This is a genomic window from Sporosarcina sp. FSL K6-3508 (genome assembly GCF_038615825.1).
Taxonomy (GTDB): domain Bacteria; phylum Bacillota; class Bacilli; order Bacillales_A; family Planococcaceae; genus Sporosarcina; species Sporosarcina newyorkensis.
In genome coordinates this window covers 3,033,152-3,057,081 of record NZ_CP152016.1, presented here as the reverse complement: position 1 = coordinate 3,057,081, position 23,930 = coordinate 3,033,152, and the positions used below count along the sequence as shown (strand labels likewise).

Annotated in this window: 19 protein-coding genes and 1 riboswitch; of the genes, 10 read left to right on the top strand and 9 right to left on the bottom strand. The window is 41.1% G+C overall.

What is annotated here, in order from left to right; genetic code table 11:
* Window positions 1–2: 2 nt before the first annotated feature.
* Window positions 3–1,667, top strand: coding sequence for a urocanate hydratase (gene hutU / locus MKX97_RS15210; protein ID WP_342536374.1), 1,665 nt, complete (start codon window positions 3–5; stop codon window positions 1,665–1,667).
* 253 nt (window positions 1,668–1,920) lie between these two features.
* Here hutU and MKX97_RS15205 read toward each other — a convergent pair whose 3' ends face one another.
* The 5 genes from MKX97_RS15205 to MKX97_RS15185 all read right to left on the bottom strand — a co-directional run bounded on the left by MKX97_RS15205 (window position 1,921) and on the right by MKX97_RS15185 (window position 7,696).
* On the bottom strand, window positions 1,921–2,742 hold the full coding sequence (locus tag MKX97_RS15205) for an MBL fold metallo-hydrolase (protein WP_342536373.1): 822 nt from the start codon (window positions 2,740–2,742) through the stop codon (window positions 1,921–1,923).
* A gap of 93 nt (window positions 2,743–2,835) precedes the next feature.
* Window positions 2,836–3,606: an energy-coupling factor transporter transmembrane component T gene (locus MKX97_RS15200; protein WP_009498786.1), complete on the bottom strand. Its 771-nt coding sequence runs from the start codon at window positions 3,604–3,606 to the stop codon at window positions 2,836–2,838.
* Window positions 3,558–5,000, bottom strand: coding sequence for an ATP-binding cassette domain-containing protein (locus MKX97_RS15195; RefSeq protein ID WP_342536372.1), 1,443 nt, complete (start codon window positions 4,998–5,000; stop codon window positions 3,558–3,560). The genes MKX97_RS15200 and MKX97_RS15195 overlap by 49 nt, the downstream gene beginning before the upstream one ends.
* Before the next feature lie 75 nt (window positions 5,001–5,075).
* On the bottom strand, window positions 5,076–5,645 hold the full coding sequence (locus tag MKX97_RS15190) for an ECF transporter S component (protein WP_281250685.1): 570 nt from the start codon (window positions 5,643–5,645) through the stop codon (window positions 5,076–5,078).
* Window positions 5,646–5,729: 84 nt separating this feature from the next.
* A riboswitch (TPP riboswitch) is annotated at window positions 5,730–5,841 on the bottom strand.
* Window positions 5,842–6,010: 169 nt separating this feature from the next.
* Entirely contained in the window at window positions 6,011–7,696 is a 1,686-nt protein-coding gene (locus MKX97_RS15185; RefSeq protein WP_078818781.1) for a methyl-accepting chemotaxis protein, read from the bottom strand.
* Between the two features lie 350 nt (window positions 7,697–8,046).
* Here MKX97_RS15185 and MKX97_RS15180 point away from each other — a divergent pair, with 350 nt between their 5' ends.
* Together MKX97_RS15180 and MKX97_RS15175 are read left to right on the top strand one after the other, a co-directional pair.
* Window positions 8,047–9,456, top strand: coding sequence for a SulP family inorganic anion transporter (locus MKX97_RS15180; protein WP_342536371.1), 1,410 nt, complete (start codon window positions 8,047–8,049; stop codon window positions 9,454–9,456).
* A 12-nt stretch (window positions 9,457–9,468) separates the two neighbouring features.
* Window positions 9,469–9,882: a universal stress protein gene (locus MKX97_RS15175; RefSeq protein WP_009498781.1), complete on the top strand. Its 414-nt coding sequence runs from the start codon at window positions 9,469–9,471 to the stop codon at window positions 9,880–9,882.
* A 79-nt stretch (window positions 9,883–9,961) separates the two neighbouring features.
* Here the strand turns inward: MKX97_RS15175 and MKX97_RS15170 are convergent, their stop codons facing one another.
* Entirely contained in the window at window positions 9,962–10,579 is a 618-nt protein-coding gene (locus MKX97_RS15170) for a TetR family transcriptional regulator (RefSeq protein ID WP_342536370.1), read from the bottom strand.
* Window positions 10,580–10,824: 245 nt separating this feature from the next.
* Here MKX97_RS15170 and MKX97_RS15165 point away from each other — a divergent pair, with 245 nt between their 5' ends.
* From MKX97_RS15165 to MKX97_RS15155, 3 genes are all read left to right on the top strand, one after another.
* Window positions 10,825–12,549: an ABC transporter ATP-binding protein gene (locus tag MKX97_RS15165; protein WP_340760569.1), complete on the top strand. Its 1,725-nt coding sequence runs from the start codon at window positions 10,825–10,827 to the stop codon at window positions 12,547–12,549.
* Window positions 12,546–14,405 carry an ABC transporter ATP-binding protein gene (locus MKX97_RS15160; protein WP_342536369.1) on the top strand — a complete coding sequence of 620 codons (1,860 nt, stop codon included), beginning with the start codon at window positions 12,546–12,548 and terminating at the stop codon, window positions 14,403–14,405. The genes MKX97_RS15165 and MKX97_RS15160 overlap by 4 nt, the downstream gene beginning before the upstream one ends.
* Before the next feature lie 127 nt (window positions 14,406–14,532).
* Window positions 14,533–15,294: a GTP pyrophosphokinase family protein gene (locus MKX97_RS15155; RefSeq protein ID WP_009498777.1), complete on the top strand. Its 762-nt coding sequence runs from the start codon at window positions 14,533–14,535 to the stop codon at window positions 15,292–15,294.
* Between the two features lie 86 nt (window positions 15,295–15,380).
* On the opposite strand, the gene MKX97_RS15150 is transcribed toward MKX97_RS15155, so the two are convergent.
* Window positions 15,381–16,307: a DUF3221 domain-containing protein gene (locus MKX97_RS15150; protein ID WP_342537518.1), complete on the bottom strand. Its 927-nt coding sequence runs from the start codon at window positions 16,305–16,307 to the stop codon at window positions 15,381–15,383.
* A gap of 1 nt (window position 16,308) precedes the next feature.
* Window positions 16,309–16,818 carry a sigma-70 family RNA polymerase sigma factor gene (locus MKX97_RS15145; RefSeq protein ID WP_342536368.1) on the bottom strand — a complete coding sequence of 170 codons (510 nt, stop codon included), beginning with the start codon at window positions 16,816–16,818 and terminating at the stop codon, window positions 16,309–16,311.
* Window positions 16,819–17,007: 189 nt separating this feature from the next.
* On the opposite strand from MKX97_RS15145, the gene nadX reads away from it, so the two are divergent.
* On the top strand, window positions 17,008–17,790 hold the full coding sequence (gene nadX / locus MKX97_RS15140) for an aspartate dehydrogenase (RefSeq protein ID WP_078818778.1): 783 nt from the start codon (window positions 17,008–17,010) through the stop codon (window positions 17,788–17,790).
* A 154-nt stretch (window positions 17,791–17,944) separates the two neighbouring features.
* Here nadX and MKX97_RS15135 read toward each other — a convergent pair whose 3' ends face one another.
* Entirely contained in the window at window positions 17,945–18,673 is a 729-nt protein-coding gene (locus MKX97_RS15135) for a Bax inhibitor-1/YccA family protein (RefSeq protein WP_009498773.1), read from the bottom strand.
* Between the two features lie 252 nt (window positions 18,674–18,925).
* Between MKX97_RS15135 and MKX97_RS15130 the strand changes: the two genes are divergently transcribed.
* The 3 genes from MKX97_RS15130 (at window position 18,926) to MKX97_RS15120 (ending at window position 23,910) form a co-directional block, all read left to right on the top strand.
* Window positions 18,926–20,113, top strand: a complete 1,188-nt coding sequence (locus tag MKX97_RS15130; RefSeq protein ID WP_078818777.1) for an AAA family ATPase — start codon at window positions 18,926–18,928, stop codon at window positions 20,111–20,113.
* 5 nt (window positions 20,114–20,118) lie between these two features.
* Entirely contained in the window at window positions 20,119–21,558 is a 1,440-nt protein-coding gene (locus MKX97_RS15125) for a VWA domain-containing protein (RefSeq protein WP_078818776.1), read from the top strand.
* Window positions 21,559–21,684: 126 nt separating this feature from the next.
* On the top strand, window positions 21,685–23,910 hold the full coding sequence (locus tag MKX97_RS15120) for a YcdB/YcdC domain-containing protein (RefSeq protein WP_342536367.1): 2,226 nt from the start codon (window positions 21,685–21,687) through the stop codon (window positions 23,908–23,910).
* Window positions 23,911–23,930 lie beyond the last annotated feature (20 nt).

The window sequence follows — 23,930 nt, the reverse complement described above, 5'->3', positions numbered from 1 at the left end:
TCTTGAGTAGTTTGAAGGTCGAAAATATCCGTGCGCCGCGTGGCAATGAATTGACATGTAAAGGTTGGACACAGGAAGCTGCCATGCGGATGCTGATGAATAATCTGGATCCCGAAGTGGCGGAAAACCCTGCTGAACTTGTCGTTTATGGTGGTATCGGAAAGGCTGCACGAAACTGGGAAAGTTATCATGCAATCATTAATGAATTAAAAGAATTGGAGAATGATGAAACGTTATTAATTCAATCGGGTAAACCGGTTGGCAAATTTCGAACATATGAGAACTCTCCAAGAGTGCTGATTGCAAATTCCAATCTAGTTCCTGCTTATGCAAACTGGAAAAACTTCAATAAGTTAGACAAAGAAGGTCTCATGATGTATGGGCAAATGACAGCAGGCAGCTGGATTTATATTGGTGCTCAAGGGATTCTCCAAGGGACATACTTAAGTTTCGTCGAAGCCGGAAAGAAAGTATTCGGCAGCCCGGATTTGACAGGAAAGTTTATACTGACCGGTGGTATGGGTGGAATGAGCGGGGCGCAGCCGCTTGCAGGTAAAATGGCAAAAGCGGTTATTTTAGTAGTAGAAGTCGACAAGAAGCGTATTGAAAGAAAAATTAACGAACGTTACTGTGATTATATCTATGAAGATTTGGATGAAGCATTGAAAAAAGTGAAGGAGCTCACTGAGAAAGGTGAAGCGGCTTCAATTGGGCTAGTAGGAAACTGTGCGGATGTCTACCAAGAGATTCATGATCGCGGAATTGTACCTGACATTGTGACGGATCAAACGAGTGCCCATGATCCTAGGAATGGCTATATACCGAATGGAATGACGTATGAAGAAGCACTGACATTAAGAGACGAAGATCCCGAAAAATATGAAAAGCTTTCTCTTGAAACGATTGCGAAGCATGTAAGAGCGATGCTGGCTTTACAAAAAGCGGGAGCCGAGACATTTGATTATGGAAATAATATTCGTCACTACGCAAAGGAACAAGGAGTAGAAAATGCGTTTGACTTCCCTGGTTTTGTTCCGGCATACTTACGTCCGTTGTTCTGTGAAGGAAATGGGCCGTTCCGCTGGGTGGCGCTTTCAGGTGATCCAGAAGATATTTATAAGACAGACAAATTGGCCAAAAAAATGTTCAGTGAAAATAAAGTCCTGACCAATTGGATTGATATGGCGCAGAAAATGGTCGAATGGCAAGGTCTTCCGTCAAGAATTTGTTGGCTAGGCTACGGCGAACGTCATAAATTTGCATTAAAAGTCAATGAAATGGTCGCAAGTGGTGAGATAAGCGCTCCGATTGTATTTGGCCGAGATCACTTAGACAGCGGATCGGTAGCTTCTCCGAATCGTGAAACAGAATCGATGAAAGATGGCAGTGATGCAGTGGCGGACTGGCCGATTTTGAATGCGCTTGTGAATACAAGTGGTGGAGCAAGCTGGGTAAGCCTTCATCACGGCGGTGGCGTGGGAATGGGGTACTCCATCCATGCCGGTCAAGTATTAGTGGCGGATGGAACAAAAGAAGCAGCTGAGAAAATTGAACGTGTGCTCGTTTCCGATCCAGGCATGGGCGTGATACGACATGCGGATGCAGGATACTCAAGAGCGATTGAAGTTGCGGAAGAGCGCGAAGTTCATATTCCCATGAAAAAGTAAAAGGTTGTAATGTGTAGAAACATGTTATCTGTTTACCTGATAAACAGGGCTGCTTAAGAAGTCATTTTCAGCTGACTTTTTGGACGGTCCTTCTTTTTGTCAAAGAAAAGCTCTTTGGGCATTTTGACGCTTGGTACGGAGTGGAATATACAGTGTGTGGGAGTAGCGTCTGCTTTTTTAAAAAAAGAAAAAGACTGTCGTCAACCCGACAGCCTTAGTGGCCACCATTGCAACTATTTATACCTGCAAGCTGCTACTTTTGATCAGCTAAAATAGAATGAATTATGTGTATTGAATCCCATTCACCCGATGAAAATTTGGTAATCGGATAATTTTTAGGAAATAGTTGTGTGTGGATTTCTTTCTCCCCATAGCCTTGCTTATGTAAGGCTAGTGTGCGTTCACGAAGTTTCTCAAGATATTCAAGTTTTTCTGTCAATGCTTTTCGCCCATCTTTTACATAACCTGCATGACAACAGAACATCTCTCCAAAATTATAAGACAGCGTTTTTTCAATGGATCGGATGATGATTGGGATGCTTTCATCGCGCAATACGACTTTCGTTTTCGGATGGACGTATAAATCTCCTGAAAATAGTTGGCCTGTTTCTTCATTTAAGAATGCTAGATGATCTGAAGCGTGGCCGGGGGTGGGGATAACTTTCCAATTCGCGTTACGTGATGTGAAAGTTTCGCCGATCGGCTCTGCCTCAAAAGGACGTCTTTTACCCCAAAAAAATTTTCGATACATTGGATATTTCGCTCTATCCGCACATTCTCCGATGGTCATTTTATTCATATAAATCGGCAGACCATGGTCAGTCTGCAGAAATCTTGCCCCGCCTGTATGATCTTCGTGTGAATGAGTAACGACGGCATAGTCGACGTCCGCTTTTGCAAAGAAAGGTTTGAATTTATTCAGCACCGACTGTGAACCTGTGTCAATCAGCACCCCATCTGTTTCAAAACAATGGACATTTAGCTTAACGCCTTTTAACGAGACCATCCCATTGATAAATCGTACACCGCTTACTTCCCCTTCACCTGCACTCTTTTTTATGAACACTTGCCCCACCTCTTTCTTGAAGCTTTAAAACAAGAGTACCATAAAATGAATGAGTATTCATCTGAGGTGTATTTAGTTCTGATTATTTCAACTTTATATAAATCACCGCCAGAACGCTAACATTAAAGCAAAGCCAAGTCCAATTGCCATTACGGTAAGAAATATGCCATCCATTAAACTATAGCGAGTCGGATAATAATATGTTCTGGCAGCCCCCATTTGATACTGTTTAGCTTCCATCGCAACGGCAATACGCTGAGCGCGGCGAATACTCTCTGCAAATAAGGGAACTGTATACATTTGCAGACGTTCATACATACCTTTAAGTCCCCGAGAAAACTGGATATTCCGTACCTTAAGAGCATTTCTGCGTATTTGAAGTTCTTCCGTTACGGCAGGAATCAAGCGAAAGGAAGCGATGAAGCTATAGGCATACTTGGAAGGTAGGCGAAATTGCTGCATCATCGCATAGAAAAATAGAATAGGTTGTATAGTCAGCAAAAAAGTAAATCCGACAAAGCCGAATGACAGCGATTTACTGCCGAGTAATAGTGCATGTTGAATACTTTCCTCGGAAATCTTAATGAGCCCCCATTGCCAAAGCACGGACTCGCCTTTACCGAAGAGCACGATGGTGAGAGCAGAAGAAAAGAAAGAAATGGCTAAGGGAATGGACAGCAAAGCAAGTTTTTTCATTGAATAACCGCTGAATCCGTAAAACAGAATGCCGTACAGCACTGCTTGCCAAACTGCAAACGACAAGTTCTGATTAAATAAGGTGATGAGCAGAAAAGCAAAGAAGATGATGAATTTGAGTGCAGGGTTTACTTTGAATAGCCATGTTTCTCGTCTAGGTGTGAACCATGCAAGCATTCAAATACACCTCCAACCATTTCATTGTTTGTATACAATACGCCGTCTTCCACTGTCCATACTGAAGTCGCAAAGTTTTTCACGATCTCCATGTCATGGGTCACCATGAGAATCGTAATTCCTTGAACGCGTAGCTGTTCAAGCTTCTCTAAAATCGCGAATGTATTGCGTGCATCTTGACCAAAAGTAGGTTCATCCAAAAGCAAAATATCCGTTTGCGGAGTCAAGGCAGTGGCCACACTTAAACGACGCTTTTGGCCCGTGGAAAGCTGATAAGGATGCCGTGTGCCTGAATTCGGTAAATTAAAGAGTTGCATTAAATCTGCCGCATAGTTCACTGCTTGAGGTTTGCTCATTTTATGCAGAGAGACCGTTAATTCTTCAGCTATCGAATTCGTCACAAATTGCAGTTCTGGATTTTGAAAGACGAGCGAGAGTCCTTTAGGCAACTGCTTTTTCCTTTTCTTCTGAATAACGCGTTCACCATTCACTTTATAGATGCCTTCAGTGCGTAATAATTGCATAAGAGAAAGAAGCAGCGTACTTTTTCCTGAACCATTTTCACCCGTGATCGCAATCCAGTCACCTGTTTTAGCCACTGCTTTCTTTGCAAAGATTTTCGGGGCAGTGCCACGAAAACCATGAAAGTCGTTGAGAAGGATCTTTTCAAATGAGGAAACTTGTTCACGTTCATGCATCATCGATTTAAAAGACTCAGATTCCTTATACTCATCCCACACACTTGGATACCAAATACCGTAGCGTTTCAATTCTTCTTGATAGTGCTTGAAAATGGTGGAAGGAGAGTCGTCCGCTAGAATAATTCCATGGTCATTAAACAAGACAACACGGTCTACCCAGTCTGCAATCAAGTCAATTTTATGCTCAACAATAATTACGGTCTTATCCGCAGTTGCTTGTTTAATAGATGACCAGATTTGTTCGGTGCCTTCGGGATCAAGTAATGCGGAAGGTTCGTCGAGAAACAGAACATCGGGCTTTAGTAGAAGTACGGAAGCAAGTGCAAGCCGTTGTTTCATACCTTGAGATAGTTCAAGGATCGGTGTGTGTAAGTTTTCCAAATGTAGATCGACGCGTTTTAGCGCCTCTTCTATCAAAGGTGCCATATCGCTGCGCGGTATGTTCAGGTTTTCCAGTACAAATGCGAGCTCTTCATCGACATATGACATACAGAACTGCGTATCGGGATCTTGAAAGACGAAGCCCCATGAGTCGGGCAGATTGATTTTATCGGCTTTCATTGGCAACTCAATGGAGTTCGGAACGATTCCGCTGAGCACTTGCAGTAACGTCGATTTTCCACAGCCGCTTGGTCCGAGCATGAGTACTTTTTCACCTGGCTGAACCGAAAAGGAGAGATCCTTGAAGATCAAGGAATCCTCTCCAGGAAATTTCAAACGCAGATTGGTTAGATTGATGGCATATCTATTCGAATAATTCATCAAAATTTACCGATCCAGCATCGTATATTCTTTTTTATCAACTGGACGAATTAAAGACGTCACACCAGTTGCTTCGAGTGCCCGGACGATCAGCACGGCGAAAATCCCAGTGAAGATGAATGCACTGATGGCACGTAGTCCATATTTCACGATAAGTGCCCACGTTTCAAGTGCTGCATAACCATAGAACAAGTCGAGCGTAAAGCTGGCCAGGCATGAAGCGACGCCCGCTAATCCAGCAACTACCATTGAGAAGCGTTTATAACGGAACGCTGCAAACAGCAATTCTGCTGCAAGTCCCTGAACGAAACCATACATTAGAACTTCGATGCCATGCCCGGCAAATGCGGATAAACTAGCCCCTGCAATACTTGCGATCAGCGCTGTACCGGGTTTACGGATGAGCAGATAAGCAAATGGACCGACCATGAACCACATTCCATAAATCAGCTGACGTGCAACTGGCAGGATCGGCTTTACAACGGTATACAGATCATCCCAGAACTTCATCAGGATTCCGAAAACGACCCCGATCATAATCGTGATCAATAAATCTGTGAATTTCAATCTTTTCAATAGATCCCACTCCTTCTTTTTTTGCCTATACAAAAAAGCCGTCTGAAAGAGCAGACAGCCGAGGAGGGGACATGCAGGTCCCGGATATTCCCTTCGAACGCTCTCTACGCTGGCATTACCCAGATCAGATTAACGGTCAGCAGTGGTTTTATCTGCTATCTCAGCCTGATTCACTCAAGCACCCGTACGGACAATTATGTAAGCAGTCATAGTATACAACAGTCTAATTTATCTGGCAACCTGAGGCGCAATAGACTACATGTGAAAAAGTAAGAATTTGTGGCTGTGTTATTGTCGTTCAAAAAGCGTCTACTCTGTAATTAGAGAAGACGCTATTATCGGTGCATTTGAAAAGATATGCGATTTTAGAGTTTGAATCGTTGCATCAGTAGATTCAATTCCTCTGCTAGTTTTGCTAAATCATTGGAGTTATTAGCTACTTCCTCCATGGAGCTGCTTGCTTGTTCGGATGAGGCAGAAGTTTCTTCGACCCCTGCTGCAGATTGCTCGGTAATTGCTGCAATTTCTTCTATAGAGCTGCGCATTTCCTGGCCATTTGCTGAAATGTCGTTTAAGTCTTCAGCTATACTGCGAATTCGATTCGCCATTTCTGTAACAGCTGTACTGATTTTATCGAATGTTTCACCCGTTTGTTTAATTTGGCTTGTTCCTTCTTCGACTTCTTTATACCCGTCCTGCAGTGAATCTGTTACTGTTCTGGATTCATTTTGAATGCGGTTGACGATATCTGTAATGTTTGTGACAGATGAAGAAGATTGCTCTGCAAGTTTTCTCACTTCATCCGCTACGACTGCGAAGCCTTTCCCATGCTCGCCAGCTCGCGCAGCCTCAATTGCGGCATTCAATGCCAATAAATTCGTCTGGCCCGCAATGTCTTGAATGACAGAAACTAGTTCAGAGATTTCTTGCGTGTGCTGATCCAATCCTTCTACTTTAACAACGGCATCGTGAACGATTTGATCAATCACAGCCATTTGCTTGGAAGAAGAAGTCATCAATTCACTTCCTTGGTTCGTCATCTCAAGAACCGAAGTGGAAGATTTTTGTACATGCATACCATTTTCATTGGCTTCCATCACTTTTGCTACGAAAGTTTCCATGGAGGATGACAAAATCGTGGCGTTATCGGCTTGAGACTCTGTGCCGTTTGCTAAGTCTTCCATCGTTATGGCAATTTGGGCCGTGCCTGCTTTTACTTCATTTGCTGATTGAGTCAATTCTTCACTTTGTGTAGACACAGTTTCGGCCACATGATTGATTTCATCTAATAAATGACGAGTGCTGGCACTCATTTCATTCGTCGATGCGATTAATTGGCCGATTTCATCTTTAAGATGTGTTTCCATAGGCTCGCTACTTAAATCTCCGCTCGTAATGAGTTTCATTCGATTCATGACGATTCGGAGTGGTCTTGAAATCGAGTTAGCTGTAATTATAGCCGTGGCTATGCTTAAAAGAATGACTAGAACAATTACTCCAGTGACAATAAGTAATGTCGTTTTCCCGTTTGCTAGCATATTTTTCTCTAAATCAATAATAAAATTTTCTCGGTTTTTAGCTGCTTCTTCGTAAGACGACATTAAACTACGAGCTTCATCAGTCATCGACATAACATTACGAAGAGCTTCCTCTTCATTTCCTCTTTCATATTCAGCGAATACTTGTTCAGTAACAAAATTACGCCATTCAACCGTTCTTTCGAATAGGTTAATACTTTCTTGGGTTCCCCCTAGTTTTTTTAAAGATGATTGACGATTTTCACTTTTTTCGGTGTAGCTATTAAACAACTCTTTAAAACTGTCGTCACCTGTTAGAATGAAACCACGAGACGCTGCGAGTTGATTCGCCATATCCAGAGATAGCTGTTCATCTATAATTAAAAGTGGCAGTTCTTTATCTAAAACCGCTTTCGTTAAGTTATTAGAATGATTTAATGTGTAAACGATATAAACACCTAATAAAACAATTAAAATGACTACAGTAGAAAATCCAAACAACATTTTTCCCCGTATGCTTTTGAATGTGCCCATTATTATCCTTATTCCCTTCTTATTTCATAGAGTTTCTTTTACCTATAAAACTGAAGAACTATTGATGTTTAAATAGAACTAAAAGTAATAAGTAAGTAATTCAATTATACCATTTATTTCTGTTGTTATCTATAGAGTGGTAGGAAAGACTAAAAATATAGTTAATAAAAGGCTGAGCAAAGTAATGGTAAAGGTGAGGGTGAGATCACCCAAGTAACGATATAATGAAGAAGTATGCATGCAATTAGATAGCTTGCAGTGTACTATTTATTTATGGAATTGTAGATGATAAGCTAATACCATTCAATTATGGAGTTAAATTAGTTGGAACATCATGAGAGGAGAACAATATGCATACTTTTAAACAGCAATGGCTTGGGAATGTCCGTGCTGATCTTTTGGCAGGCATTGTTGTAGGACTGGCACTTATTCCGGAAGCTCTGGCTTTTGCGTTTATCGTCGGTGTCGATCCGCGTGTCGCGCTCTATGCTTCCTTCACCATTGCGGTCATCACATCATTTGTTGGCGGCCGTCCCGGTCTAATTTCAGCTGCGACTGGTGCGATGGCTTTGGTTCTTGTCAGTTTGATGGCGAATCACGGCTTACAATATGTACTTGCAGCCACTATTTTAACAGGGATTATTCAATTAATCTTAGGGAGTCTGGGTGTTGCGAATTTAATGCGCTTCATTCCAAACTCCGTCATGCTCGGATTCGTCAATGCCTTGGGAATTATGATTTTTATTACGCAAATGCCCTATTTGCTTGGGTCGAGCATGATGACCTATATATTCGCAGTGGTTACTTTAATTTTAGTGTATGCAGTTCCGCGGTTTTTCACGGCAATTCCTGCACCGTTGATTGCGATTGTCGTTATGACGACAGTAGCCCTTTTAAGTGGAGTGAAATTGCAGACGATCGGGGATTTGGGAACAATGCCAAGTTCATTGCCTATGTTTTTTCTGCCGGATATCCCGCTGAACCTCGAAACGCTGAAAATAATTCTGCCGTATTCCTTGGCTTTATCGGTTGTCGGTTTACTGGAATCATTACTGACATCTCAGGTGTTGGACGATATGACGGCTACACCGAGTAATAAAAATAGAGAAGCGCGCGGACAAGGGATCGCCAACTTCATCACTGGTTTTTTTGGCGGCATGGCAGGCTGTGCGTTGATTGGTCAGTCGGTCATCAATATTAAATCAGGAGGCATGGGACGTTTATCCACATTGACTGCAGGCGTGTTCCTGATTTTTTTAATTATTGTTTTGGGAGATGTGGTTGTCAAAATTCCAATGCCTGTTCTTGCCGGAGTCATGATTATGGTAAGTATGACAACGTTTAATTGGGGATCATTCAAGTTTTTGAGACAAGCACCGAAATCGGAATCAATTGTAATGCTGATTACCGTTGCGATTATTTTATATACACATAATTTAGCGATTGGCGTGGTGATTGGTGTGATTTTAAGCGCACTGTTCTTTGTCGCTAAAATATCTCGTGTGACAGTGACGAAAAATGCAGGGGTATACCGGATTAAAGGGCCATTGTTTTTTGCCTCCACTACAAAATTCATTCAATCATTTGATGATACGGCAGAAAAGGAAATCATCATCGATTTTGGAGATAGCCAGCTTTGGGATGAATCTGCAGTCGGGGCAATATTCAAGGTGAAGCAGAAGCTGGAGGCGAAAGGTACGGATGTTACTATTCGAGGATTGAATGCTTCCAGTGAAATTTTATATAAAAAATTACTCTGAGGGGGAATTTATATGAAGATAGCTGTAGCGGTCGATGGTTCTGAAAATGCTCTGCGTGCCGCAAAACATGCTGTTATGCTTGCTCAATACTTGCCTGGAGCAAATTTAGAGATTATCTATGTACAGGATTATAGTAAGGCAAAAGATGAGCGGCTGCTGTCGCAGAGTCCGGAAAGCCTATCGCTAAAACGTGAGCAAAAAGTGCAACCGATTTTAGAGTATGCACGAGAGGCAGGCGTAAATGCAAGAAGCACGATGCTGAAAGGGAATCCGAGCCTGGAAATCATCAAGTATGTGAACGCGGAGAAAATAGACAAACTCGTCATCGGCAGCCGTGGTTTGAATGCGTTCCAAGAGATGGTGCTTGGAAGTGTCAGTCACAAAGTATTGAAGCATGTGGACTGTCCTGTTACGGTAGTGAAATGAAAATTATTATTATACGTTAGGTACTTGCAAATTTATTTTGCATGTACCTTTTTTTCATTGTGCAGTGTAAAGAAATAGATTAATCGTTTTGGTATAGACCTCTTTTCAACATATTAATTTCTAGTGTGTATCTTTTTAACGCTTCATCAGGAGTTAGTTGCATAGCAAAGCTTTGAACTATATTTTGGAATGTCACAGCTTTGATTATATTCATCAGGTGAAGTAATTCTCGTTCATTCTCGATAGCCATTTTTTTGGTGTCAACTAATTCCAAAAGCTCTGATCGCCGAGCCATAAAGTTTTCCAAGTCGGTATGGTTTGTAAATGCCTTTCCCACTTTATGATTCATATTTAAAAACGCGTTTTTAAAGAAGATACGGTGCTCTTCACTTTGGAAATCATGTAGCATCGATTTAAAGACACTAATAAAAGTATCTAGCAAGTCCCCATTGTTCAGTTTTAGTTGCAAGGTAAACCTCTCATTATTTCGCTTTACATATTCCTCTAAAATATAGAAAAATAAGTCCTCTAAATCCTCGAAATATTGATAAAAACTTCCCCTCGGTATTTTTGCGCTTTTAATAATATTGGAAATGACTGCTTCATGTAATGGAACTCTGGAAAATTCTTTCTTCGCTGCATTCAGTAAGTTATCTTGTTTTTCAGCAGGTAAATTAAAAAAAGTTTGCTTTGGCATGATTGGCCTCCCACTCAAATTGGTAAGCGATAATACGTCATAAATCTATGATAAATCGCGGCGTGGGACGTGTCAATATAAAAAGTGACAGCATGTCATCTATTCGTTGACATGCTGTCTTGCGTCATTTATTATAAATTAGTAGTAACGAGTGACACGTTGTCACATGTAAGTGATTACTCATGGTCAGCTTCTTCTAAAATCGCTGTGCTTCTAAATCTCTAAAGAATTGAGGAATCCATAGAATGATTAAAATCCTGAAAAATTTATCCGTCTATAAATGGATGGTCGCTGCAATCTTTGGACTTGTTTTCATTCAGGCAATGTCCGAATTGTATTTGCCGACGCTGATGGCGGATATTATCGATAAAGGTGTTGTGGTAGGAGACATCCCCTACATATGGAAGATCGGCGGACTGATGCTCGTAGTCTCTGCACTTAGTGCTATAGCATCCATTGCCGTCAGCTTTTACTCATCAAAAACTGCGATGGGACTGGGCAGGGACATTCGTCGCAAAGTATTTACTCATGTTGAGAATTTTTCACAGCAAGACTTTGATAAATTAGGCACGGCCTCCCTTATCACGAGGACGACCAATGACATTACACAAGTGCAGCAAGTGGTCATTATGATTCTTCGTATGGTGTTAACCGCACCGATTATGTTTGTTGGCGGTTTGATCATGGCGTTATCCAAGGACATGAAATTATCGCTTGTCATCGTAGCGACCATGCCGTTGTTAGTCGGGTTAATTTTATTTATACTGCACAAAGGGATTCCACTCTTCAAAGCTGTTCAAAAAAGAATCGATCGTTTGAATCTAGTATTACGTGAGAATCTAACGGGTGTGCGGGTCGTTCGCGCGTTTAACCGTGAAAAAGATGAGCAAGTTCGATTGCGCGGAGCAAATGAGGATTTACGAGACGTTTCGATTAAAGTAAACAAAGTGATGGCGTTTATGATGCCGGTTATGATGCTCGTAATGAATTTGACTGTTGTAGGAATCATTTGGTTCGGTGGAATCCGAATTGATAATGGGGCCATGCAGATAGGAGATTTAATGGCATATATTCAATATGTAATGCTGATTATGTCGTCGCTTGTCATGGCTTCAATGATGTTTATCATGATTCCACGTGCTGCAGTTTCCGCGAACCGGATTAATGAAGTGCTTGAAATGGAACCGACATTTTTGGATGAAGGGACAGAAAAGGCGGACAGGGAACGCGCGACACTTCAGTTTGATCAAGTATCATTTAGCTATCCAGGCGCTGAAGAGCAAGCATTATCGAATATTAGTTTTAAATCAAAAGCTGGAGAAGTGACTGCAATTATCGGCGGTACGGGAGCCGGAAAAACAACATTGGTTAATTTAATTCCGCGATTCTATGAAGTGGCGAGCGGAACGATCCGAGTTAACGGTGTGGAAATTAAAGATTCCTCACAGGAAGAAATCCGTTCGAAAATTGGCTTTGTCCCTCAAAAAGCTTTGCTCTTTTCAGGGACGATTGCAGAAAATATCCGTTTTGGTAAAGAAGATGCAACACAAAGTGAAATTGAACATGCGGCTGAGATTGCACAAGCAACCAGTTTCATTGAGCAATTGAAAGATGGATATGAATCCGTTATTTCACAAGGCGGTTCGAATTTATCCGGTGGACAAAAGCAGCGTCTTGCGATTGCACGTGCGCTCGTTCGCAAACCAGATATATATGTATTTGATGATAGCTTTTCAGCACTCGACTACAAGACCGATGCCAATTTACGTGCGGCATTAAAAGAAGAAACGAAAGATGCAACTGTCGTAATCGTTGCACAGCGCGTAAGTTCAGTGATGGATGCGGATCGAATCATCGTCCTCGATCATGGAAAAGTTGCAGGGATTGGGACGCATGAAGAACTACTTCAAACAAATGAAGTGTACCAAGAAATCGTCGAATCTCAGCTGACAGAGGAGGATATCGCATGAGCGAACATAAACAGCGACCATCTCACGGCGGACCGGGCGGTGGTCCTGGCGGCGGAAATATGATGATGGCGGGTCAGAAGCCAAAAGATTTTAAAGGAACTTTTCGTAGACTATTAGGCTATTTGAAACCTCATCGCGGCAAGTTAATCACCGTGTTTTTTGCAGCAGTTTTGAGTACGGTTTTTATGGTTCTGGGTCCGAAGGTGATGGGGAATGCCATTACTGAGCTATTTGAAGGTGCGTATGGAAAGTTTAATGGAATTCCTGATGCGTCTATCGATTTCGGAGCAATTGGCAAATTGCTATTATTGCTAGCAGGCTTGTACGTTACGAGCAGCGTATTCAGCTACATTCAACAGTTCATTATGGCCAGTGTATCTCAAAAGACGGTCTTCGATTTACGTGAAGATGTCAATCATAAGCTGGAGAAACTTCCGCTTAAGTATTACGATGGGCATCCTTTTGGTGATACATTAAGCCGTATGACGAATGATATCGATACAATCGGCAGTACTTTGCAGCAAACAATTACGCAGTTTATCACATCGGTCGTGACGATTGTCGGTATTCTTGCGATGATGTTATGGATCAGTCCGATGCTGACGATTATTGCGCTCGTGACACTACCGTTATCCATCTTTGTAATTCGTCCGTTTTTGAAACGTTCTCAAAAGCACTTCGCGGATCAGCAAAGGACGCTAGGAAATTTGAACGGCCATATTGAAGAAATGTACACAGGTCATCAAGTTGTTAAAGTATTTGGTCACGAGAAAAAGGCTATTGCTGAATTTGAAGATGTTAATGAACAGCTATACGACGCAGGACGGCGTGCCCAATTTATTTCAGGTATTATCATGCCGGCGATGACGCTGATCGGGAACTTAAGCTATGTACTGATTTGTGTAATCGGTGGGATATTAGTTACGCAGCGTGCGATTTCAATTGGTGATATTCAAGCGTTCATTACGTATATGAAGCAATTTACACAGCCGATTACGCAAACGGCGAACATCGCGAATATTATTCAATCCACGATCGCAGCAGCAGAGCGGGTATTTGAGTTGTTGGATGAGGAAGAGGAAATTAGCGAAGTGACCACAGTGCGTTTGCAACATGCAAAAGGTGAAGTGGACTTTGAGCATGTAGACTTCGGTTACGCAGACGAATTATTGATTAAAGATATGAATGTTCATGTGGCTCCCGGTCAGACCGTCGCCATTGTCGGGCCAACAGGTGCAGGGAAGACGACGATCATTAACTTGCTCATGCGCTTCTACGAGCTAAATAACGGGACAATCAAAATTGATGGTATGGATACGCGAAAGATGTCACGCGAAGATTTGCGGACGACTTTTGGAATGGTATTGCAAGACACGTGGCTGTTTAATGGCACGATCAAAGACAATATCGCCTATGGGAATAAACATGCGACTGATGAACAAATCTACGAAGCGGCACAAGTCACACGTGCGGATCAATTCATTCGGACGCTTCCAGAAGGCTATGATACCGTCTTAAATGAAGATGCATCGAATGTTTCACAAGGACAGAAACAGCTGATTACAATTGCACGCGCTGTTCTCGCTAATCCAACAATTATGATTCTGGATGAAGCAACGTCGAGTGTCGATACCCGAACGGAGTTGCTAATTCAGCAAGCAATGAACCAGTTAATGAAAGGCAGAACCAGCTTCGTCATCGCACACCGCCTGTCTACAATACAAGGCGCAGATTTAATTTTAGTGATGGACCAAGGAAAAGTCATTGAGCAGGGAACGCATGAAGAATTATTGGATCAACAAGGATTTTATGCGGATCTCTACAACAGTCAGTTTTCTGATAAACCAGCTGTCTAACCAAAAGTGGAAAGCGCCGTCTAGCCTCGACAGGCGTTGGAGGCTCTACCACAAAGGCGTTCTTTGCCTTTTTGGCAGAGTCGAAACGACCCAAGAGGCTGGCGCTTGGAACTGGAGCGATAATAGGATGGATCAATATCAGGTAGAACAATTGAAAAGTATGAGAAATGAATTATCAAGATTTATGTTGATGTATAAATTTGCACTGAATGAATTAGAAACAAAAATAGATATATTGAAAGAAGAATTTCGTATTTTACACGATTACAATCCAATTGAAAATACGAAGTCGCGAGTAAAGTCACCTGAAAGTATACTGAATAAACTTCAAAGAAAAGGACACGACATTACTTTTTCAAACATAAAAAGAAATGTGAAGGATATAGCGGGCTTACGAATTACCTGCTCTTTCATTTCAGACATTTATCAGATAAGTGATATGTTACAGCGCCAAAGAGATCTTAAAGTCTTAGAGATCAAGGATTATATTAAAAACCCGAAATCAAATGGTTATCGCAGTCTGCATATTTTAGTAGAAATACCAGTCTTTATGTCAGATCGAGAAGAACATGTTGCTGTGGAAATCCAAATCCGTACAATCGCCATGGATTTCTGGGCAAGTTTGGAACATAAAATATATTATAAACACAACAAATCAGTTCCACCTCATCTGTTAAGAGAATTAAAGGAAGCTGCCGAATCTGCAATTGCACTAGATCATAAGATGGAGCGTCTTCATCTTGAAATGGCAGCAATGAATGTGAAGGATGAAGAAGAAAGTGCAACACAGCTTACTATTAACGATCAACAGTTTTCGATTCCTAAAGTCTTATTGGATCTTTTAGGTAATGACCGTAGCAAATCGGATACTGTCAGTCTGTCTAACTAGGATACGGATTGAGAAAAAATAGGATATTTCATATAAAAAGCGTTAACTCCTCATTAGCGGAGTTAACGCTTTTGTAAGTTGTTCACTTATTCCCACCCACTCACATCTTCAAACACTTTTTCTTGTTCTGCTTGAGAGACTGGATACGACAATGGATCAAATGTTACGTTAATCTGCCTATATAGTGCAAGTTGCTCAATCGTTTCATCAAACTCAAACCAAGCGGAATCATACGCTGCATCTTGAATTTCTTCAGCCGACATTCCTTCGATTTGATCTTTCTCCACTCCTTGGACAACCAATACTCGACGGTTTTCGATAGCTGCGACTAATCCCTCAAACTCTACGTATACAGAAGAAGGATCGGCAGGAGGGATTTGTTTCTTCTCCATAAATTCAGTGATCACATCCGCATGTGTTCCTAGAAAGGCATCTAGCACTTCACGCTGTGTTGTGTGTTCTGCGGGAGGATTATGATCTAGCCATTCCACGGCCGCAGTAAATTGAATAGTATGCTTATGAATCGTTTGAAAATATTGTTCATAAGTATAGCCGAAATTTTCGAGCTGTGTTTGTTCGACTGAATTCAGTTCCTCTTCATTGAAACCCTCGAAAAAGGTTTGCTGCTCTTTCGCTAATTCTTCTTTCATTGCTTGCTCATCTGCTTCGTAGCCAAGTGACTTTGCATATTCGATTAAGGAATCTGATTCTACTAATCTTTGCATAACAACAGTGCGCAATTCATCTGGGTCTTCAATTTCGTGTTGTTCGCTTTTCAGAAGAAGATCATAGAGCTCCTCATTCACTTCATATTCACTGCCATCCTTTTTCAAATACTCTCCTTGGAACACATTGAATGTAAAGAAAAGAACAGCGGTCATAACAATAACAGTAGCAACTAAAGGAAAAGGATTTTTTCTTTTAGACTTTCTTTTTCCAGAAAGAACTCTTTGTTTCAATTCTTCTTTATCAGTAGTAACATCTCCAACAATCCTATCCAAGCTTCTTTTCACTTCATTCAATGGAAAGCACCTCCCAGTAATCAGATGACAACGTGTTCTTAAGTAATTTGCGTGCTTTAATCATTCTCGTTTTCACCGTGTTTTCCGATAGATTGAGGAATTGAGCAACCTCTCTCATGTTGTATTCTTCATAATAATAAAAGAGTATAATTTCCCGATACTTAATGGGGAGCTTCAATACTGCGATTGCAATCTCTGCTTTCTCTTCTTGCAAAATTAATGGATCACGTTCGTTATGTATAGTTTCGATCCAGTCCTTACCAAATTGCAGATGACGAAATGACCAGCTTCGCAAATAATCTTTACAGCGATTGACCGTCAGTTTCGTTAAATATGCGCGAATCTTTCCTAGTTCCTCGTAGTTTGCTGTGCCATAAAAAGAAATGAATACTTCCTGTACGATATCTTTCGCCGTTTCCCGATCTCGTAAATAAAAACAAGCCATTTTCAGTAGATGTTCCCCGTATTCATCCATGACTTTTTCCAAATCTACTGAATCCATTTGCCATCACCGCCTTTCTACTACTATAACGAAGCTCGAGTTGGAATAGTTTTAAAACAGGGGGAACTAGACGCTAAACGATAGTGTGAACGCCTGTCGTACAAGTCGTTTCAGAAGTATGCACTTTTTGCTGTCTTTCATTAGAGGAACAGAGAAGGTTCTGTATAATAGAGAAAGAGGTGTTGTGAAATGAAAATCGGAGTAATTGGAACCGGCAACATAGCGCAGTATTTATTGGAAAGTATAAATGCCGGTGGAAAACTGGAAGGCGAGATTACTTCACTATTTGGCCGGAATCAAGAAGTGGGTTCCCGGTTGGAAACAAAATATGGTATAAAGTTTTATACGGATTTTCAGGAATTTATTAATTCCCCAGTCGATATTGTAATAGAAGCTGCTACGATTGAAGTGGCCATTCAGCATATGGAAGATGTCTTAAGAAGTAACAAAGATCTCATTTTGAGTAGTATTGGGGTCTTTAAAGACGTGAAGTTTTTTCGGGAAATGAGTGACCTGGCACGCGTTTGTGGTCAGCATATTTATCTTCCTTCAGGCGCAATTGGCGGTTTGGATCTTTTGCAATCGGCCAATTCGATTGGCGGATTGAAGGAAGTCGGCATTACGACAAGGAAATCATACGAATCATTGGGCTTGGAATTAAAAAATGAAGAAGAATGTTTATTTGACGGCATGGCGCTTAATGCTATCGAAAAATTCCCTAAAAACGTCAATGTTGCCTTGTTGCTGTCGATTGCAGGGCTAGGAGCCGATCAAACGAAAGTACGTGTCATCGCAGATCCTTTGGTCAAAAGAAATACGCATACAATCGAAGCAATAGGTGATTTCGGCAAGATGAGTTTGACGATCGAGAATGAACCCATGCCCAACAATCCGAAAACAAGCTATCTCGCTGCGTTGAGCATTTTATCGACCTTAAGAAATAAAGGGAATTCGGTTATTGTGGGGAGTTGATAGGTTTTTCTGAATGTATACTACAAGAAAAATCTGATTAAAATTGATTTGGAAACTCGAATCTATATACAATTAATAAAGATGAGCTCTTTAACTAGTTTTAGGCATTCGCCTACATAGTAAAGAGCTCATCTTTTTAAAGTTTAAAATATACTTATTTACTTCGAATTTTGGAAAGCAACCGCAATATTTCAAGATACAGCCATACCAACGTTACCATCAATCCAAATGCGCCATACCATTCCATATACTTCGGTGCCTGTTGTTTGACACCTTCTTCAATGAAATCAAAATCCAGAACTAAGTTCAATGCAGCAACGATGACAATGACGACAGAAATTATAATACCGATAGGGCCCGTTTCATGTATGAAAGGGACGCCCATCCCGAAAAAGCGAAGAATGAGGTCGGCAATGTAAACGAAGAAGATGGCGCCCGTTGCAGCAAATACCCCTAGCTTGAAGTTTTCAGTCACTTTGATCCATCCTGAGCGATAAGCAAACAGGAGGGAAAGCAAAGTACCGAGTGTTAGCAAGATAGCCTGGGTTGTTATTCCTTCAAATTGTGTTTCGAACATAGCAGAAATCCCGCCAATAACAAGCCCTTCCAACAATGCATACAAGGGAGCGGTATAAGGAGCTGCTTTTTTAACGAAAATTGTAATGAGAGCAACTACAAAACCGCCCAATAGACCGATCCAAAGCAGGCTTTGGATATCCTTGCCTGCAAAGTATTGCGTCCATGTGAAGAATGCAGTTGCGCTCAATAGCAAGAACAGAATGAATGTCTTATTCACAGTTCCTTGAATGGTCATGGTAGAACCGCTATCAACCTCTAGTCCACGAAACGTGTCTTTCCCTAAACTCGGGTTGGATGATCTCATACAACACATTCCTTTCTAAGTAATAGTTTAATTATTTAGTATACGACTAACATCTCTTATAGTTTCATTTGAATTTGATAAGTGTAATAGAAGTGGGAGATATCGTACATTGCATCAAGTTTAACCAGATAAATGATAGACGCTAAATATATTGCAGCTATGAGGTTAAATCGGTGAAGTTTCCACCAAACTGTTATATAGAACGATTCAACAGGACGAATTGCATACCAAACAAATCGAGGAGTTATAAAAATGATGAACACAAATATACTAAAGTTGGAAGAAATCAGACAGTCATTGAATGCAAAGTTTTATGAACGCGAAAGTGAAGTGGAAGGAATTCTTGTGGCACTTCTCGCGAGGCAACATGTGCTTCTGATCGGACCTGCGGGAACAGCTAAATCTGCTTTGTCTGCTGAACTTGCGAAAATCGTGGAAGGATCAAAATACTTTCAATGGTTACTGACTAGATTCAGCACGCCGGAAGAAGTCTTCGGCCCATTATCATTAAAAGACCTCGAAAAAGGCATATATAAACGGAATACAGCGACTAAAATGCCTGAAGCTCATTTGGTGTTTTTGGATGAAATCTTTAAGGCTAATTCTGCAATCTTAAATAGTTTGCTGACCTTGATTAATGAGCGGCTTTTCTATAATGACAGCGCACCTACCGAAGTTCCTTTGATGTCCGTCATCGGTGCTTCCAATGAATACCCAGAAGACGGCGAAGGTCTTGAAGCATTATTCGACCGTTTCCTTCTGCGTTTCGAGATCAATTTCATTACTGATGAATTGAATTTTCTCTCGATGATGAAAGATGCAGGACAGAATAAAGAAATGCCGGCAATGACGTTGGAAGATTTAGTGCAGCTTCAAGAATTGACGGATCGTGTTGTAATTCCTGATGAAATATACGGGATCTTAGCGAAACTCAGGAGAGAGCTGCAAGACGAGGGAATTCAGCCTTCCGACCGAAGATTCAAGCAATCATTATGCATTTTGCAAGCAAAAGCGTTGATCAATCAAAGAAGAACGGTGCAGGTTGACGATGTGTTAATACTTGAACACGCTCTCTGGGAAACGCTCGATCAAAAAGAAACCGTCTCGATTATTGTTCGCAGACATGCACAGGACGCTGTGGTCCGAATGCTCGATTCCATACAAAATGAGGCTGAAGAAGTGCTAGATGCTACATTTCGGGATCATTCAACAGAAGTAGGAATGGAAGCGACTCAAAAAATGAATAATTTACTGTCTACTCTAAATCAACTTAAAGAAGCTAACCAAAGCAGGAAGTCGGAAATTGACGAAGTACTCGATAAAGTAAAATCAATGTACCAGGAGATCCAAAATAACACACTGGATCCGGCATATTTTTATCATACTGGTCGGAAAAAGGATAAGAATGTTAAGTCGAGTGGTATCTTTTTCAGGATGTAAGGAGGATGAAGTTCTTGCAAAGAAGCAAAGTAATTAAAGATCAACGTTCCGTACTGAATACAGATGCTTTTGACAAACGACGGTTCAAGGAACTATTTGAGATGTCTGATGAACTTCAAAAGGTGAGAGCGGAAGGGATTCTGCCGACGATGGAGCCTTTATTGAGCGATGTTTGGGCTTCTTTGTATAAGATGAAGCCCCGAATCCTTATTGGAGAGATTGACGCGGTATTGAAGTCCAATCAAACACTAATAAAGAGGGTCATGTCCGATGAACAGTTCGAAAACTTTCGTCGCTTTACACGATTAGATGACTTATCAGCTGCAATTTGTACCGTGAAGTTCGGTGAAAAAATAAATGAGTGGTTGGACGATTCACAACAGCAGGACGAGGAGCTTGGGATGCTGTTGAATGCAATACGGGAACAATTACCGGGTAAACAATCAGAAGAAATAGAGGAGGTAGAGAATGGGCCCTTACAGGAACTTGAAAGAGCTGCACTTGAGTTAGATGAGAAATTACAGCTGACATTTGAAACGAATGGCGACCGGTTCTTACAGGCATTAGACGAAGCAAAGGAAGAAACAATACGGATAAAAGAGAGTTTGATATCTTTAATGGGAGGCTTAAGTGCGGGCAAAGGTGCTGCAGACTTAAAGAATATTCCATTACGTAATCAGTTGTCTTTGGCAGAGAAAATTGCGACGGATCCCAAAATGCAGCAGATTGCAGAATGGGCAGGCCGATTCAAACAGATTGCCCAGAATAAACAAAAGCTGAATTATACGGCTGCGATGGAAAGAAGGGACGTAACGCTGGGGAATGAATTGGAAAGGTTGCTTCCGATGGAACTTGCCTTGTATACGCATCCTGCGGTAAGGAATGAGTTTCTACGTCGCTATGCAGAAGGAGAGATCATGCAATACGAACAGAAAAAGCGTGAGCAGTTGGGAAAAGGTCCGATTGTAATTTGTTTGGACCAGTCCGGTAGCATGAAGCTACTGGACAACCAATCAAAAGGCTTCGTATTAGCGCTACTAGCCATCGCAAAAAAGCAACGCAGAGATCTTTGTGTAGTGTTATTTTCCACGAGCATACAAAGCTTTACATATGAAAAAGGAAAAATAACAGCGCCTGAATTGATTCGTCTGGTGCGTACCTATCTGGGCGGTGGTACAGACTTCAAGTTGCCGTTGAATGAGACGTTGAAAGTAATCAACAAAAGCCGTTTCAAACAAGCGGATGTAATTTTCATCACCGATGGAGAAGATGAACTCAGCGAAGCTTTTCTTAATGAATTTAATCAAAAGAAAAGAGAAAAGAAATTTAATGTTCTTTCACTCGTGATTGGAAATCATACAGATGTAACAGAATACTTTTCAGACAAAGTGTTACATGTGACAAACTTTGATGAAGAAGGAAGCTTTGCTGCTTTTGAAATTTAAGGAATGTTCTCCCCCTGATAAACATAAACATCTTTAAGTATTGTCCAATTACATAAAAATGTAGATTTCATCTTGTGTAACTAATTGTTTAATTGGAAAAAAACATTTTTTCCTAGGGGGATTATATTGATTAATAGTAAAAAAGTTAGCGCGCTAGTGGCTTCCTCAGTTTTATCTATTGGCATGTTTACACCGATTGCCGATGCATCATCCACTGTGTATGGACAACCAGAAAAGGTGCGAATCCAATTAGCTTCCGTAGAAACTGCTTATAAGAAAGAGGATTTGATCCAGAAATTTCGGCAGCTATTCCCAAATCAATTTGAATTTCTGACAGCTAGTGATTTTCAAATGAGCAGCGCACATATTTTTCCGGATGATGAAACCATACGCTATGATCTCCAATTCACGAAAGTTTTGAACGGCAAGCGGTTGTATGGATACGTAGGATTTATTGGAGAAGAGTTGGAAGTAGAGTACTTCTCGTATCAGCCTGCCAATATCGCAGATGCACTGTTCCCGGCAAAGGTTACAAAGGAAGAGGCCGGCAAAGTTGCAGAAGGATTTATGAAGAAATTTCTTGATGGAAAAGACTATCAATTAGAATCGGACACATCTAATTATTTTTCGAATCAGTTATTGACGGAACCAATCCGTTATTCGTTTACTTTCACGCGAACTAAAAACCAAGTACCTATTGCGGATCAGATGATTGAAGTATACGTTCTAGGAAATGGAGAAATCGGCGGTTTCTACAAAACTCAACAGAATCAGGGGTCTTCCACTTTTGCGGATGTCAGTAAAGTTAAAGCTAATGAAGAGATGTTAAAGAAAGTAAAAGATCATTTGTCTGTGGATTTGAACTACCAAATTAATTATAACTACGAAACGGGTGACCGCAATGTGCAGCTCGTTTATCAACCGACGAACAGGCTGCAAGGGGTACATGCGCTTTCAGGGGATTGGCTGACTCAAAACGGATATACAGCAAATTTCCCAGCGAAGAAGAAAATTGAAAAGCTGACGGCGAAGCCGCTTTCTCCACGACAAGAAGGGGTGACGGTAGCAGAAGCTAAGAAGATTGCCGAACAACTTCTTGCTGTCACTTCAGACAAAGTAAAATTAACGATCGAATCTATTCAAGAGACACAGAATTATAATGGTCAAGACGTCATCAGTGTTGAGTATATGTACCATTATGCGAATGGAGGACACGGATCAAATTTAGAAATTAATAAACAGACAGGGGAAGTCGTTCAATACTATAATTTTGAAGAAGAGTTGCTTAGAGAAATGGAGAAGAATGCAACAACGGAGAACTCACTTACCGAACAAGAGGCGTTGAAAAAAGCGATTGCATACGCAAAAAAATGGGCTCCTTCTAATTTGCATAACTATGGGATGCCGGTTGAGGACCCTTCCTTTGATGAACGAACGGGAACCTATCAATTTTCATTCCCGAGACTTGTCAATGGAATAGTCGTAATCGGTGATCAAATTAGCATTGGTGTCGGAGCAGATGGTTCTCTCAATAGTCTCAATATCGATTATCAGGAGATAGAGAATTGGCCGTCAAGCGATAAAGTGATTAGCGACGAACAGGCGAAAACGCTGTTGAAGGATGCACTTAGCCTAAAGCTTATGTACATGAATCCAACACAAAATGAAAAAGGGAACCAGTATGATCTAATCTATGTGCCTGTATTTAAAGGAGATATGTATAGTTATCTGGATGCCAATACAGGAAAATGGAATAACCTATTTGATGCGGATCAATCAATTGCAATTTCGCATCCTTGGGCAGAAGCAGAGCTGAATTATCTACTGAATTCGAAAGTGCTGGATGTAAAAGATGTGGAAAAGTTTAATGCAGATGCGTCTGTTTCAAAAGGAGAAGCATTGAAGGTACTTGTGAATTCGCTTACCTACTTCCATCATGGAGACTATTTCTTTGGTCAAGAGGAACCTACTCAAACATTCGATAATATAGGCGTTAAGCACCCATTGTATTCTGTAGTTGAACATGCAGTCGAAGCGGGGATTATTAAACCGGATAAGAAGTTTGATGTGGACTCATCGATAACGAGAGAAGAACTGGCAGTTTGGTACGTACGGGTTCTTGGACTTGAGCAAGCGGCTAAGGATAGTAGTATGTATAAACTAAGCTTTGACGATACTGAAAAAATTGAAACTGACAAAAAAGGGTATGTGGCGGTCGCCAACTCAATGGGATTATTGAAAACGGAGAAAAATTTATTCAATCCAAAACAGGAAGTATCATACGCAGAATTAGCAGTCTCAACAATTCGTCTTGCTCATGCAATGGTCGATTTAGGAAGAGATTTACACTAAGCTGTTTGAGTGATGCTGTC

Coding starts and splice junctions, on each gene's coding strand:
- MKX97_RS15180 (WP_342536371.1), top strand. CDS start 8,047: ATGCATACTTTTAAACAGCAATGGCTTGGGAATGTCCGTGCTGATCTT.
- nadX (WP_078818778.1), top strand. CDS start 17,008: ATGAAAATCGGAGTAATTGGAACCGGCAACATAGCGCAGTATTTATTG.
- MKX97_RS15145 (WP_342536368.1), bottom strand. CDS start 16,818: ATGGATTCAGTAGATTTGGAAAAAGTCATGGATGAATACGGGGAACAT.
- MKX97_RS15165 (WP_340760569.1), top strand. CDS start 10,825: ATGATTAAAATCCTGAAAAATTTATCCGTCTATAAATGGATGGTCGCT.
- MKX97_RS15200 (WP_009498786.1), bottom strand. CDS start 3,606: ATGCTTGCATGGTTCACACCTAGACGAGAAACATGGCTATTCAAAGTA.
- MKX97_RS15125 (WP_078818776.1), top strand. CDS start 20,119: ATGAAGTTCTTGCAAAGAAGCAAAGTAATTAAAGATCAACGTTCCGTA.
- MKX97_RS15175 (WP_009498781.1), top strand. CDS start 9,469: ATGAAGATAGCTGTAGCGGTCGATGGTTCTGAAAATGCTCTGCGTGCC.
- MKX97_RS15135 (WP_009498773.1), bottom strand. CDS start 18,673: ATGAGATCATCCAACCCGAGTTTAGGGAAAGACACGTTTCGTGGACTA.
- MKX97_RS15155 (WP_009498777.1), top strand. CDS start 14,533: ATGGATCAATATCAGGTAGAACAATTGAAAAGTATGAGAAATGAATTA.
- MKX97_RS15160 (WP_342536369.1), top strand. CDS start 12,546: ATGAGCGAACATAAACAGCGACCATCTCACGGCGGACCGGGCGGTGGT.
- MKX97_RS15170 (WP_342536370.1), bottom strand. CDS start 10,579: ATGCCAAAGCAAACTTTTTTTAATTTACCTGCTGAAAAACAAGATAAC.
- MKX97_RS15130 (WP_078818777.1), top strand. CDS start 18,926: ATGATGAACACAAATATACTAAAGTTGGAAGAAATCAGACAGTCATTG.
- MKX97_RS15185 (WP_078818781.1), bottom strand. CDS start 7,696: ATGGGCACATTCAAAAGCATACGGGGAAAAATGTTGTTTGGATTTTCT.